This is a genomic window from Acrocarpospora sp. B8E8, from assembly GCF_039871605.1.
Classification (GTDB): domain Bacteria; phylum Actinomycetota; class Actinomycetes; order Streptosporangiales; family Streptosporangiaceae; genus Acrocarpospora; species Acrocarpospora macrocephala.
This window is the reverse complement of record NZ_JBDPLV010000060.1, coordinates 1-13,838: the sequence shown is the minus strand read 5'-3', so window position 1 is coordinate 13,838 and position 13,838 is coordinate 1. Positions and strand designations below refer to the sequence as shown.

Sequence of the window (13,838 nt, the reverse complement as noted above, 5' to 3'; positions counted from 1 at the left end):
ATGATCGGGGCACGAGCGCTCCAATGGGTGTAGCCTCAGCGATGATCTCTGGGGGTGCATTCCACCACAAACTGTCAGGGACGGTATGCGTACTCGACCCATCCGGTTCCAGGTTGTGATCCTGGTCGTTCCCGCACTGGTCGCACTGATCGCCCTCTGGGCGTTCGCCGCCGGTATCACTGGCGTGGACGGCATGCGGCTCCTCCAGATCAACTCGCTGGTCAACGCGATCGCCACGCCCTCAGAGCAGGTCGTGATCGAGCTCCAGCACGAGCGCCTGCTCACGGTCGCCGGCAGCCCGCTGGAAAAGCAGCGCGCCCAGACCGACGCCGCCGTCGGCACCTTCCGCGAGCTGGCCAGCGACCTGGAGGTCGACGAGAAGCTCAAACCCCACGTGACCGCGGTCTTCGACCAGCTCGACAGCCTGGACGAGATCCGCGCCCAGGCCGACCAGGGCGACACCCGGCTGCGCGTGATCGAGGCCTACAACCGGATCGTGGACGTCACGTTCCGGATGTACGACACGATGATCCTGGTCCCCGACACCGGCATCTACCGGCAGGCCCGCGCGGTCACCTCGCTCGGCCAGGCCAAGGAGCTGCTGGCCCGCCAGCGCGCCCTGATCGTCGGCGGCCTCGACCCGGCCGCCCGCGCCGCGTTCAACCAGGCCTCCGCCACCCGCCGCTTCCAGTACGGCAAGGCCCTGGCCGAACTCGACGCCGAACTGGCCGCGCCGTACGCACCGACCCAGGCCCAGGCCAACTTCCTGGCCCTGGAGGACAAGGTCGCGGCCGGCACCGCGCCCCCGGAGGCCCAGGTGGTCGTGGACCTCTACTGGACCGAGGTGGAGCGCAACCAGGTCGCCTCGGTGGACCGCCTGGTGGCCCGGGTCACCCCGGCCGCCATCGGCGTGCTGCTGCGGGTGGGCCTGGCGGGCGGCCTGGGCCTGGTCGCCATCGTGATGACCGTGATCATCTGTGTCCGCTTCACCCGCCGCCTGACCCGCGAGCTCACCCAGCTCCGCACCGCCGCGCTCAACCTGGCCCACGTGCGGCTGCCGCGCGCCGTCGACCAGCTCCAGCAGGGCCAGGAGATCGAGGAGCCCGGCGAGGTCCCGGCCATGCCGGACGCCATCCTGGAGATCGAGCACGTCGGCAAGGCCCTCAACACGGTGCAGAGCACCGCCATCGAGGCCGCCGCCGGCCAGGTGCGGCTGCGCAAGGGCGTCGGCATGGTCTTCCTCAACCTGGCCAGGCGCAGCCAGTCGCTGCTGCACAAGCAGCTCACCCAGCTGGACACGATGGAGCGCCGCGAGGAGGATCCGGAGGCCCTGGAGGACCTGTTCCGCCTGGACCACCTGACCACCCGCATGCGCCGCCACGCGGAGAACCTGATCATCCTCTCCGACGCGGTCCCGGGCCGGGGCTGGCGCAAGCCGGTCCCGATCGTGGACGTGGTCCGCGGCGCGCTCGCCGAGGTGGAGGACTACGGGCGGGTGACCGTGCTGCCGATGCCGTCGGTGTCGCTGTCGGGGTCTTCGGTCGCGGACGTGATCCACCTGATCGCCGAGTTGCTGGAGAATGCGACGATCTTCTCGCCGCCGTACACGAAGGTCTACGTGCGGGCCGAGCCCGGGCGCGGCGGGGTGGTCGTGGAGGTGGAGGACCGGGGTCTGGGCATGAACGGCGCCGAGTTCGCGGCCATGAACGAGCGTTTGGCCGGGCCGATGGAGTTCGATCTCGCCGACAGCGACCGGCTCGGCCTGTTCGTGGTGGGCCGCCTCGCCCACCGCAACCAGATCACGGTGAGCCTGCGCCCGTCCCCCTACGGCGGCACCACCGCGATCGTGGTCATCCCCGAGTCCCTGATCGAACGCCCCGCGGCTATCGACGCCTGAAGGCCTCGTACCGGGTACGAGGCCTTCAGGGCGGGTCAGACGAGTGCGGGTTCCCTCGGCGGGGACGCGACTTCGTCGTCGTCGCCGTGCGAGAGGGCCGGCAGCCAGCCGAGCCAGCGCGGTAGATACCAGTTCCAGTCGCCGAGCAGTTTCATGGTGGCCGGGAGCAGGATCGCCCGGACGATGGTGGCGTCGATCAGGATCGCCACCGCCAGGCCGATGCCCATCTGCATGAAGGACAGCAGGGAGAGGGTGGCGAAGACCGCGAAGACGGCGACCATGATGAGCGCAGCGCTGGTCACCACGCCCGCCGTGCTGGTGATGCCGTGCCGGATGGCGTCCTCGGTGCGCATGCCCTTGTCGTACGCCTCCCGGATCCGGCTCAGGATGAAGACGTGGTAGTCCATCGAGAGGCCGAAGAGGATCACGAACAGGAACAGCGGGAGCCAGTCGGTGATGGTTCCGGTGGACTGGAAGCCGAGGAGGCTCTCGCCGTACCCATCCTGGAAGACCAGGACGAGCACGCCGTAGGCGGCGGCGACGGAGAGCAGGTTGAGCACGATGGCCTTGATCGCGACCACCAGGGAGCGGAAGGACATCAGCAGGAGCAGGAAGGCCAGTAGCAGCACGAACCCGAAGACCAGCGGGAGGGTTCTGACCATCTGGTCGTTGAAGTCCATCGAGCCGGCCGTGCTGCCGGTCACGTTGGCGCCGGGGAGGGTGGCCGGGATGACCTTCTCCCGCAGCGTGTGGATGGCGTGCTCGGACACCTCGTCGGTGCCGCTGCCCTTGATCGCGATATCAATCCGCGCCACCGTTTTGTCCGGATTTATCGTGACGCTGAAGGGTTCGTTGGCTTCGCCGGTCGCGAAGGCCTCGCGCTTGAAGTTCTCGATCGCGGAAGTCACCGCCGGGGTCGTCACGTCGGCGGCCTTGACCACGACCACGGCCGGCTCGTTGCCGCCCGGGAACGCCTTCTCGATCGACTTGAACGTCTCCGCGATGGCGTAGTCGCCCTGCAGGTCGTCGATCGTGGTCGGGCCCGGCTTGAGGCCGAGCGCGGGAACCGCCAGCGCGATGAGCAGCCCGCCGGCGACGACGATCGCGAGCACCGGGTGCCGCAGCACCGGGCTCAGCACCGCGTGCCAGAACCGGCTCTCGCCGCCGCGCACGCCCAGGATGCGCCGCCATGTCACGCGCCCCCGCGTCGCGACCCGGACGGTGCCATGGACGACCCGAGCGTCGATCTTGTCGCCGATCAGGGAGAGCAGCGCGGGCAGCACGGTCAGCGAGCCGACCACCGCGGTCAGCACGACGAGGATCGTGCCCTCGGCGAAGCCCATGAAGACGCCGTTGCCGGTCAGGAACATCCCGGCCATGGCCACGATGACCGTGATGCCGGAGACCAGCACCGCCCGGCCCGAGGTGGCCGCAGCGATCTCGATCGCCCGGCGCTTGTCCCGGCCCTTCGCCCGCTCCTCACGCTCCCGCATGATGTAGAAGAGCGAGTAGTCCACCCCGACGGCCAGGCCGACCAGCAGCATCACGTTGGTGGTGGCGCTGTCCACGTGCAGCAGCTGGCTGGTCAGCGCGAGCAGGCCGGTGGCCGAGAAGATCGCGGTCATCGCCAGCGCCACCGGGATCAGCGCCGCCAGCAGCGCGCCGAAGGCGGCCAGCAGGATGCCGAGCGTGATCGGCAGCGAGAGCTGCTCGGCCCGGACGAAGTCCTGGTCGATGGCCTCGCCGATCAACTTGTTCGCGCTGGCGCCACCCGCCTGCTCGATCCGCAGGTCCGGATGGGCGGCCGCGACCTTGGCGACCGCGTCCAGCACCGGCTGCACCCGCTCGTTGGCGGTCTCCCCGTCGCCCTTCATGTCGAACTGCACGAGCGTGGTGCGCTTGTCCTCGCTGACCGGCGAAGGCTCCGCGTCGTACGGCGTGCGCACGTGCTCCACCTGCCCGGTGCCGTTCACCGCCGAGGTGACCGCCGCCACCGCCGCCCGGAACTCGGCATCGTCCACCACGAGCGTGTCGCTCTGGACGAACACGACCTCGCCCGCCACGTTCTTGTAGTTCGCCTCGTCCAGAATCTGCTCCGCGACCCGGGAGTCCCCGTTGGAGCTCTCATAGCTCCGCATCTCCCCCGTCTCCACCACACTCCCGGCGAAGGTCGCGGCGGCCACAAAGCCCACCCAGATCAGCAGCGCCCACCACCGGTGGCGGGCGCTCCAACCCCCGACCGTGGCGGCCAGGTTTCTCCTCGTTCTCATGTCTGATCCCCTTTACGTTTTTCTTAACCGTAGGAATGGATCAGTTGAGAAACATCCGCCTGAACAGCCAATTCAGGTGTACTGCCTAGGGGCTACACCTCTCGTCCGGAAGGTCTAGGGGAAAACCCGAGTATCAGGGTGGGGGATACCCCCGGCTACGCTCTTGGTCGTGATCCCCGCTGACGAGTTCTACGCCGGGCTGTATCGAGTGATCGCGGCGTCCGGAGCCTTCATCACCGATCCCGCCGACCGCGTCCTGCTGGTCAAACCCAACTACCGGGACCATTGGGGGTGGCCGGGCGGGCATGTGGACGACGGCGAGGCCCCTGAGGCCGGGTGCGCTCGCGAGGTCAAGGAGGAGCTCGGGCTGGAGTTGCCGGTCGGGCGGTTGCTGACCGTGCACTGGGTGCCCGAGCTGACCGACCGGCCGTACGCGCTGGTGCACTTCATGTTCGACTGCGGCACCCTGCCGGACGGGGACGGCATCGTGCTGCAGGAGGACGAGCTTGACGCGTACGGCTTTTTCACGGCGGAGCAGGCGGCCGAGTTGCTGCCGCCGCACCTGCTGGAGCGGTTCACGGCGAGCCAGCGGGCGCGGGCGGACTCGGTCTGCACCTACCTGTCCTGCGGGCCTCAGAGCAGCTGAAGCAGGCCCATGGCGCGGACGCTGGCGGGCTCGGCGAACTTCTGGACCGGCTTGAGGGTCTTGCTGAGCACGACCACCGTGTTGCGGGTCGCGCCCTTGACCCGGACCGCCAGGCGGCCGTCGGGGAGGTAGATCGCGCCGATCAGGGTGCCCGTGACGGGGATGGTGAGCTTCGCGCCGGTCACCGTGTCCACCACGGTCGGCCGGAAATAGGTCGGCCAGGCGCCGTCGCCGCCGGGGTCGGACGGCTTGATCGCATGGATGATCACCTTCCGCCCATCGGGCGAGAGGCTCTGCACATGGTTGGCGAGCTTGATCCCCGCGGCTTTGCGGGTCTTGCCGGTGGTCAGGTCGAGCAGGTGCACGCCGTCGGTGGTGCCCGCGTAGCCGGCCAGGTAGCGGCCGTTCGCCGACCAGGCCAGATGGCAGACGCCGTACGTGCGGCCGACCTTCTTGGCGCCGGTGCCGTCGGCGTTGACCACGCCGATCGGCGCGGTGCTCTCGGTGCCGGTCATCGGGAACGCCAGCCGCCGGGAGTCGGCCGACCAGACCGGCGTGGCGCACGGCGCCCCGAAGATCACGTTCTTGGCGACGATCTTGTCGGTCTTGCCGGAGGTGACGTGCAGCTTGCTGTTGTAGTCGACCCAGGCCACCTTCTTGCCGTCCGGCGAAGCGGAGAACTGCCCGGCGCCGTCGACGCTGGTCTTGGTGAACTTGCCCGCCAGGTAGCGGTAGATGTCGGATTTGTCGGAAAAGCGATAGAAGACCGCTCCGGAAACGGGCGCGGTCGCGGCGGCCGCACTAACCGGTAGGACAAGAGGGGACAAAAGCGCCGCGACGGCCAAGATCCGGGTTCTCATCCACCAGATCCTGCTGGATTCCCCTCGGCACTGCCAACCAGCCACCCCGTTTATCCCGAAAAAATATAGTAAAGGTAAAGTTGTCGGTATGGCGGGGGGACGGAAGGCGCTGATTTTCTGGCTGGTCGGCGTTTTCGGGTACGCGGTGGCCGTCTTCCAACGTCAGACACTCGGCGTGAGCGGCCTGGACGCGGCCGAACGCTTCGGCCTCGGCGCGGCCGGTCTGTCCGTGCTCGCCATGCTGCAACTGCTCGTGTACGCCGGAATGCAGATCCCGGTCGGCATCCTGGTCGACCGGTTCGGCTCCAAACGTATGCTGCTGACCGGAGCCCTGATCATGGGCTTGGGGCAGCTGGTCTTCGCCCTGTCCACCGGGGCGCTCGGCGCGGTCGCCGCCAGGGTGCTGGTCGGCGGCGGCGACGCGATGACGTTCATCAGCGTGATCCGGATGATCAACCTCTCCTTCCCGTCCCACCGCAACCCGCTCATGGTCCAGCTCACCGGCCTGCTCGGCGCCATCGGCGGGATCGCCGCGGCCGTACCGCTGATCACCGCCCTCCACCGGCACGGCTGGACGCCCACCTTCCTCGGCGCCGCCGGATTGTGCGCGCTCGCGCTGATCGTCGTGCTGGTGGGGTTACGCGAAGGCCGTCCGGACGGTGCCGGCGAAGCCCGGGGCGTACGCGCCGCCTGGGCGGAACCGGGCACCCGCCTCGGGATGTGGACGCACGCCGCGACGCAGTCGTCGGGAGCGGCTTTCCTCCTGCTCTGGGGATACCCGTTCCTGGTCAAGGAGCAAGGTCTCAGCCCGCAGGCGGCAGGCGGCCTGATCACGGCGCTCACCGTGCTGTCCCTCGCCTACAACCCGCTGTTCGGCTGGCTGGCCGGACGTTTCCCGACCCGGCGCTCCTGGATGGTGCTGGCGATCGTCGCCAGCACGACCGCGTCCTGGACGGTCGTGCTGCTGTGGCCGGGGCCCGCGCCCGGCTGGCTGCTGATCGCGCACATGGTGGTGCTGGCCGCCAACGGCCCCGGTTCGGTGATCGGCTTCGACTACGCGCGGACGTTCAACCCGGCCGAGCGCATCGGCGTGGCCACCGGCATCGTCAACGGCGGCGGCTTCCTGGTCACCGTGACCCTGCTGGGCCTGATCGGGATCGGCCTGGATGTGCACGGCGACTTCCGGCTGGCTCTGGCGGCGCAGTATCCGATCTGGGCGATCGCGATCTGGCAGCTGCTGCGCTACCGGGCGAGGGCACGGCGCCAGCAGGCTCAGGCGGTATCACCTGATCGCACCGGCGTGAACGGGTTGGTGAAGTGACCGGTGGCCAGCACGGTCGCGCGGTTCACCAGGGCGGTCCGCGTCTTCACGGCCGTCTCCTGGTCGTCGTCGTAGAGGTAGCGGATCGACGGGTCGGCGAGCTGGGCTTCGTGGAGCAGTGCGTCACCGGAGATGATCAGGTCGCCGACCTCGACGATCTGGTGGCCGGGGGTGTGGCCGGGCGCGAGGGCGACCCTGATGCCGGGGACCGGTTCGGCTGTGCGGTGGACGATCTGGAGGGCGTCCTTGAGCGGGCGGATCACCCGGTCGCGCATCAGGCCGCCGCCCGACCAGTCGAGTTCGGTCTGCTGGATCACGTACCGGGCGTTGGGGAAGGCGGGCGCGCCGTCCACGACCGCGCCGCTGGCGTGATCGCTGTGCAGGTGGGTCAGGACGACCACGTCCACGTCTTCGGGCGTCACGCCCACCGCGGCGAGTTCAGCTTCCAGTCGTCCCGGCACCGGCGCCCAGCCGGACGCGGGCGAGTCCAGGCCGCCGATCCCGGTGTCCACCAGGACCGTGCCGCCGGCCGCGCGGAGCAGGTGGCAGTGGAAGTGCAGGATCCAGTCCTCGCCGTCGGCGAAGCTCCCACCAGGGAAGAGTTCGGGTAGCGGGCGGCTGATGGCGGCCCCCATCGGCCCGACGGCGTCGCAGAGCGCGACCACCTCGACCCCCGCGAAGACCCTCGGCTGGTACGGCATTACCGCACAATATCTTTGATACCGCGCGAGAACCTGATTTGGCGGTGCAGATCATTCCCGCGCCGCAAGAACGACATCGAGGCACCGGTCGAGCGGGTACAGCGGTTGGCACTGACCTGCAGGACATCCACCGGGTGTCGGCGCCGACGCTTGATCAGCGTGCTGAGCGGGTGACGAGCGGGTAGTCGAAGTCGAGGTCGGCGGCGTAGACGGCGCACTGGCAGCGGGCGCAACGGTAGAGGATGGGGCCCTCGTCGAGGACGGTGTGGCATCGCGGGCAACAGCGGCGGATCCTGGTCATTTCGTTCTCCTTAGTGGTGTGCCTATTGCACCCCCTGCGGCTTGCAGTCGACTTGCTGTTTTACTGAACAGGTGCTTGTCGACGTATTGGAACTGCTTCGTTGTCCGGTGTGTCAGGGATCCTTCTCCTTGCTGCCCGAATCGGTGATTTGTACGCATAAACATGGGTTTGACATCGCCAAACAAGGATATGTCAACCTTCTTACCGGATCGACGCGACCGGGCACGGCCGACACTCCGGCCATGGTCGTGGCCAGGGATGATTTTCTCGCTGCCGGGTATTACGACCCGATCGCTTCCCGGCTGGCCGATCTCTGCGGGCCGGGGCAGATCGTGGGGGATGCGGGCGCGGGAACGGGGTTCTATCTCGCCAAGGCCATCAAAGGAGTCGGGCTGGCCCTGGATGTGTCCAAGCACGCGCTGAAGCGGGCCGCGCGGGCGCATCCCCGGATCGGCGCGGTCGCGGCCGATGTGTGGAAGCCGCTGCCGGTCAAGGACAATGTGCTTGACGTGCTGCTGAACGTGTTCGCGCCGCGCAATCCCGGCGAGTTCGCACGGGTGCTCAAACCCGGGGGCATGCTGGTGACGGTCACGCCCGGACCCGATCATCTGAGCCCGCTCGTGGAGAGGCTGGGGTTGCTGCGGGTCGAGGAGGACAAGGAAGGGCGGTTGGCGGCGGCTTTGGGGGATTGGTTCGCGTTAGCCGTACAGGATCGGCTGGGATTTGACGTGGAGCTTGGCCACAAGGCGGTCGCGGAGGTCGTGGGGATGGGGCCGAGCGCTTGGCATGACCGGGAAACGCGTTTGGACGCGCTTCCGGATCCGGTCACGGTGCGGGCGTCGGTGCTGATCACAGGCTGGCGACCACGGGGGTGAAACCTCGCGGTTGTGACCCTAGTGACCGGAGGGAGTTTTAGCCGTAAATTCGCCCGTAACATCCCCAATTTCTGGGCCGTTCTGGAGACCGACGAGACATACTTAACGGCGGACCCCGGGAGGAATCACCGATGAAGGCCGAGGAACGCTGGCAGGCCAGGTTCCGCGCCCCACGCACGACGCTGCCGGTCTGGGCACGCCAGGCCCCCCATCACGCCGTTTATCGCTCCAACACCTCCGGAACCTGGGAGATCTACGCCTGGGACCGCGCCACCGGGCAGACCCGGCAGGTAACCAACCGCCCGAACGGGACGGCGCACGGCGACGTGGACCCGACCGGCCAGTGGATCTGGTGGTTCGCCGACACCGACGGCGATGAGTACGGCGTCTGGATCCGCCAGCCCTTCGGCGGCGGTCCGGCCGAACCCGTCAACGTCTCCCCCGGCTACCCGTGCGGCCTCGGGCTCGCCGCGAACGGCACGGCCGCCATCGGCCGCGCCTGCCGCAAGGGTTTCCAGGTCGTTCTCGTGCACGACAACGAGAACCCCAAGCTCCTCTACGAGCACGACGAGTTCGCGTCCGTGGCCGGGATCTCGCTGGACGGCTCGCTGATCGCGATCAACCACAGCGAGCACGGCGACTCGCGCCACCCCGCGCTGCGCGTGCTGAAGTCCGACGGCACGGTCGTCGGCGACCTGCGCGACGGCTCCGGCAAGGGCGTGACCGGCATCAGGTTCGCGCCCGTGCTGGGCGACCGCCGCCTGCTGGTGCTGCACGAGCGGCGCGGCCGCCACGAGCCGCTGGTGTGGGATCCGGTCACCGGCGAGCAGCGCGAGATCTACCTGCGGGTGCCCGGCGAGGTCACCGCCGACTGGTATGTGGACGGCCGTTCCCTGCTTATCGTGCACAACCACCGAGGCCGCACCGAACTCCTCAGGTACGACCTGGCCGGGGGCGCCATGACCCCCATCGACACCCCGCACGGCGTGATCGACGCCGCCGTGGCCCGCCCGGACGGAACCGTCGAATACTCCTGGTCCAGCGCCGCCCAGGCCCCGGTGATCAGGTCGAGCAACGGCCACGTGGTGATCAACCCCGGCCCGACCGCGCCGCCGTCGGTGCCGCTGGAGGACATCGACGTGGAGGGGCCAGGCGGGCGCATCCACGCCCTGGTGTCCCGGCCGATCGGCACGCCGCAGCCGTACCCGACCGTGTTCCTGCTGCACGGCGGCCCGTCCGCGCAGGACGACGACTCCTTCCAGCCGCACGTGGCCGCCTGGGTGGACAGCGGCTTCGCGGTGATCCGCATCAACTACCGCGGCTCGGCCGGGTACGGCTCCGCCTGGCGTGACGCCCTGCACGGCGACATCGGCCACATCGAGCTGGCCGACGTGGCCGCCGTACGCGACTGGGTGGTCAACCGGGGCATCGCCGACCCGGAACGGCTGCTGCTGTCCGGCAGCTCGTGGGGCGGCTTCCTGACCCTGCTCGGCCTGGGCACCCAGCCCAAGGCGTGGACGGCGGGGATCGCCGCGGTCCCGATCGCCGACCACACGGCCGCCTACGAGGACGAGGCGGAGGGCCTGCGCGCCTACCACCGCGCGCTGATCGGCGGCTCCCCCGCCGAGTTCCCCGACCGCTACACGGCCTCCTCCCCGATCACCTACGCCGACATGGTCGAAGCCCCGGTGCTGGTGCTGGCCGGCGAGAACGACCCGCGCTGCCCGATCCGCCAGATCGAGAACTACCTGGACGCCCTGAGTAGCGAATACAACGTCTACCGTTACGACGCCACGCACGCCTCCCGGGTGGTGGAGGAGCGCATCAGGCAGATGCGCACCCAGATCGACTTCGCCAACCGGGTGCTGGCCCGCCCTTAGGGCGCGCGCAGCACGAGGATGGCCAGGTCGTCGGCGCTCGGTTCCGGCGCGAAGTCCTGCACGGCGCGGCGGATGCGCTCGGCCACCGCCCGCGCGGACAGGTCCACGCATTCGGCCAATAACTTGGCGAGCCCGGCGTCGTCGTCGAGCAGCCGGGGGCCCGCGCGCCGCTCGGTGACCCCGTCGGTCACGCCGAGCAGCACGTCCCCGGGGCCGAGCCGGACGGCCTCGGCCTCGAACTGCGCCTCGGGGAACACCCCGAGCAGGGACTGCGGGGAGGCCACGGTCTCCACCACGCCGCTCGGCCGCAGCCGCAGCGCCTCCGGGTGCCCGGCCGACACCAGCCGGATGTCCAGGCCGCCGTGGGCCAGGGTGATCTCGCCGTGCAGCAGGGTCAGGAACCTGGCGCGGTCGCCTTCTTCGAGGATGGCCTGGTTCAGGCGGCCGACGACGGCGGCGACGCCGTACCCCTCGCGGGCGAGCAGGCGGAGGGTGTGCCTGGCCAGGCCGGTGACGGCCGCCGCCTCTGGCCCGGTGCCGCAGACGTCGCCGATGGCGAACCGCCAGACGCCGTCGGAGACCGGGAACAGGTCGTAGAAGTCGCCGCCCACCTCGTTGGTCTCGCCGGCCGGTTCGTAGATCACCGCCGAGTCCAGGCCGGGCACCTTGGGCTCCTCCAGCGGCAGCAGGCTGCGCTGCAGGGCCCGGTTGGCGGCCGCCTGCTGCGCGTACAGCCGGGCGTTGTCGAGGGCGAGGGCGCAGCGGCGGGACAGGTCCTCGGCCAGCTGCCTGACCTCGTCAGGGAACCTGTCGGGGCGCCCGAGGCACATCAGGCCCAGACGCCGCCCGCGGGCCGTGAGCGGGAACCCCAGGGCCTGCCACCCGGCCACGTTCAGCTCCGCGGGATCGTCGCCGGCGGGCATCACCAGCCCGTCCAGCTCGGCCCGGAGCGCGTCGGTGCGGGATTCGTCGGCGTGCCACACGTAGGCGAGCTGCAGCGGCCCACCGTGCTGCTCCGCCGTGTAGACCGCGCACCAGGACGCCAGCCGGGGCACCACGATCTGGGCGATGATCGCGGGCACCATGTCGGGATTGAGCGTTCCGGCCAGCAGATCGCTGGCGTCGGCCAGGAATCCCAGCCAGCCGGGTCCGGCGACCCGCTCGGCGACCTCCTCCGTGGCGACTCCCCCGGGCAGGTCCAGCCGGGCCCACCGGGTGCGGTCCGTGCCGTGGTAGGTCACCCCCCAATCGGGCGCGTCGATCGGCGACGACTGTTCCTGCCCGATCTCCTTGACCTCGATCTGGAGGGAATCCCCCTTGTGCAGCCACCGCACTTCGAAGGATCCGAACGGAACCGCCGCCACGAGCGTCTCCGCCACCCGCTGCGCGTCCTCCACCATGGACATGGCGGCCCACGCGGTCAGCACCTCGTGCGTGAACCGCTTAACCTCGGGAACAGCCGTGTCCCCCGCCGCGAACGAGGCGGCCAGGACGGCACGTAGAGTGGACGTCACCCCTTCGTGCCTACCACACTTCGGGCTGACGCGGAGTCAGACAAGCGTGAGCCTTACTTCCACGGAACGTGACAGACTGGCGTGTGAGGAGGCCTTATGATGCGCACGATCGCTGAAAAGGATGAGACCGAACGCCAATATTCGGAGTCCGATCTCAGGCCCCTGCTGGACACGCTGACCGTTTGGCGTGACGGCGACTTCCGGCGTCGAGTGCCGCATACGCCTCCTGGGATTCTGAGTGAGATCCGGCTGCTGCTCAACGAGGTGGCCGACCGCCGCGAGCATCTGGCCAACGAGCTGGGCCGGGTCCGCCGCGAGGTGGTCAAGGAGGGCAGGTTCGGCGAGCGGCTCACCCCTGGCCCCGGTTTCGGGTCGTGGGCGGAGAGCGTCGAATCGGTGAACGATCTGATCGATGCCCTGGTCACGCCGGTGACCGGCGCCGCCGATGTGATCGACGCGGTCGCCAAGGGCGACCTCAACCGGCGCATCGATCTGGACCGGACGGCCCGCGGCGAGGTGCGGCGGCTGGGCAAGGCCATCAACGGCATGGTCGACCAGCTGGCGCTGTTCACCTCCGAGGTGACCCGGGTGACCCGGGACGTGGGCACCGAGGGCAAACTGGGCGGCCGGGCCAATCTGCGCGGCATGTCGGGCTCGTGGCGGGATCTGACCGACGCCGTGAACACCATGTCCGGCCGGGTCTCCGCGCAGGTCCGCGACATCGCCGTGGTGACCACCGCGGTGGCCCGCGGCGACTTGTCACGGAAAGTCACCGTGGACGCGGTCGGTGAGATGTTCGAGCTGAAGAACACCGTGAACACGATGGTGGACCAGCTTTCCGCGTTCGCCGAGGAGGTGACGCGGGTCGCCCGCGAGGTCGGCACCGAAGGCCAGCTCGGCGGCCAGGCCCAGGTCCGGGGGGTATCGGGGGTCTGGAAGGACCTCACCGACAACGTCAACTTCATGGCCAACAACCTGACCTCCCAGGTCCGCCAGATCGCCGCCGTCTCCACCGCCGTCGCCCAGGGCAACCTGTCCAAGAAGATCACCGTTGACGCGCAGGGCGAGATCCTGGAACTCAAGGACACGCTCAACACGATGGTGGACCAGCTTTCCGCCTTCGCCGACGAGGTCACCCGCGTCGCCCGCGAGGTCGGCACCGAAGGACGTCTCGGCGGGCGCGCCGAAGTGAAGGGCGTGTCGGGCGTCTGGAAAGACCTCACCGACAACGTCAACTCGATGGCGAAGAACCTGACCTACCAGGTCCGCAACATCGCCCAGGTCACCACGGCCGTCGCCAACGGCGACCTGACCCGCAAGATCGACGTGGACGCCCAGGGCGAGATCCTGGAACTCAAGTCGACCATGAACACGATGGTCGACCAGCTCTCCTCCTTCGCCGACGAGGTCACCCGCGTCGCCCGCGAGGTCGGCACCGAAGGCCGCCTCGGCGGCCAGGCCCAGGTCCGGGGGGTATCGGGGGTCTGGAAGGACCTCACCGACAACGTCAACTTCATGGCCAACAACCTGACCTCCCAGGTCCGCCAGATCGCCGCCGTCTCCACCGCCGTCG

11 protein-coding genes are annotated in these 13,838 nt (G+C 69.2%); 6 read left to right on the top strand and 5 right to left on the bottom strand.

All coding sequences use genetic code 11. The features are described 5' to 3' along the window. The first annotated feature begins 85 nt into the window (after positions 1 to 85). Entirely contained in the window at positions 86 to 1,897 is a 1,812-nt protein-coding gene (locus ABGB08_RS40470) for a nitrate- and nitrite sensing domain-containing protein (RefSeq protein ID WP_347601804.1), read from the top strand. A gap of 35 nt (positions 1,898 to 1,932) precedes the next feature. Here ABGB08_RS40470 and ABGB08_RS40465 read toward each other — a convergent pair whose 3' ends face one another. Continuing rightward, complete coding sequence (locus tag ABGB08_RS40465) at positions 1,933 to 4,167, bottom strand: MMPL family transporter (RefSeq protein WP_347601802.1); 2,235 nt, start codon at positions 4,165 to 4,167, stop codon at positions 1,933 to 1,935. Positions 4,168 to 4,336: 169 nt separating this feature from the next. Between ABGB08_RS40465 and ABGB08_RS40460 the strand changes: the two genes are divergently transcribed. Beyond that, a complete protein-coding gene (locus tag ABGB08_RS40460) occupies positions 4,337 to 4,813 on the top strand; it encodes an NUDIX hydrolase (protein ID WP_347601800.1) in 477 nt (158 codons plus the stop codon). Here the strand turns inward: ABGB08_RS40460 and ABGB08_RS40455 are convergent. Then, a complete protein-coding gene (locus ABGB08_RS40455) occupies positions 4,801 to 5,673 on the bottom strand; it encodes a hypothetical protein (RefSeq protein WP_347601798.1) in 873 nt (290 codons plus the stop codon). The genes ABGB08_RS40460 and ABGB08_RS40455 overlap by 13 nt on opposite strands. An 88-nt stretch (positions 5,674 to 5,761) precedes the next feature. On the opposite strand from ABGB08_RS40455, the gene ABGB08_RS40450 reads away from it, so the two are divergent. After that, positions 5,762 to 6,994, top strand: coding sequence for an MFS transporter (locus ABGB08_RS40450; protein ID WP_347601796.1), 1,233 nt, complete (start codon positions 5,762 to 5,764; stop codon positions 6,992 to 6,994). Here ABGB08_RS40450 and ABGB08_RS40445 read toward each other — a convergent pair. Both ABGB08_RS40445 and ABGB08_RS40440 read right to left on the bottom strand, forming a co-directional pair. Further along, complete coding sequence (locus tag ABGB08_RS40445) at positions 6,946 to 7,695, bottom strand: MBL fold metallo-hydrolase (protein ID WP_347601794.1); 750 nt, start codon at positions 7,693 to 7,695, stop codon at positions 6,946 to 6,948. The genes ABGB08_RS40450 and ABGB08_RS40445 overlap by 49 nt on opposite strands. Before the next feature lie 154 nt (positions 7,696 to 7,849). After that, positions 7,850 to 7,996 carry a hypothetical protein gene (locus ABGB08_RS40440; RefSeq protein ID WP_347601792.1) on the bottom strand — a complete coding sequence of 49 codons (147 nt, stop codon included), beginning with the start codon at positions 7,994 to 7,996 and terminating at the stop codon, positions 7,850 to 7,852. Positions 7,997 to 8,037: 41 nt separating this feature from the next. Here ABGB08_RS40440 and ABGB08_RS40435 point away from each other — a divergent pair, with 41 nt between their 5' ends. Then, a complete protein-coding gene (locus ABGB08_RS40435; RefSeq protein ID WP_347601790.1) occupies positions 8,038 to 8,871 on the top strand; it encodes a putative RNA methyltransferase in 834 nt (277 codons plus the stop codon). A 131-nt stretch (positions 8,872 to 9,002) separates the two neighbouring features. Next, positions 9,003 to 10,751, top strand: a complete 1,749-nt coding sequence (locus tag ABGB08_RS40430) for a prolyl oligopeptidase family serine peptidase (protein ID WP_347601788.1) — start codon at positions 9,003 to 9,005, stop codon at positions 10,749 to 10,751. Here the strand turns inward: ABGB08_RS40430 and ABGB08_RS40425 are convergent. Further along, complete coding sequence (locus ABGB08_RS40425) at positions 10,748 to 12,265, bottom strand: SpoIIE family protein phosphatase (protein WP_347601786.1); 1,518 nt, start codon at positions 12,263 to 12,265, stop codon at positions 10,748 to 10,750. The two genes, ABGB08_RS40430 and ABGB08_RS40425, sit on opposite strands and share 4 nt — an antisense overlap. 96 nt (positions 12,266 to 12,361) lie before the next feature. On the opposite strand from ABGB08_RS40425, the gene ABGB08_RS40420 reads away from it, so the two are divergent. After that, positions 12,362 to 13,838, top strand: a 1,477-nt coding sequence (locus tag ABGB08_RS40420) for a HAMP domain-containing protein (RefSeq protein WP_347601783.1), incomplete at its 3' end; no start/stop codon positions are given.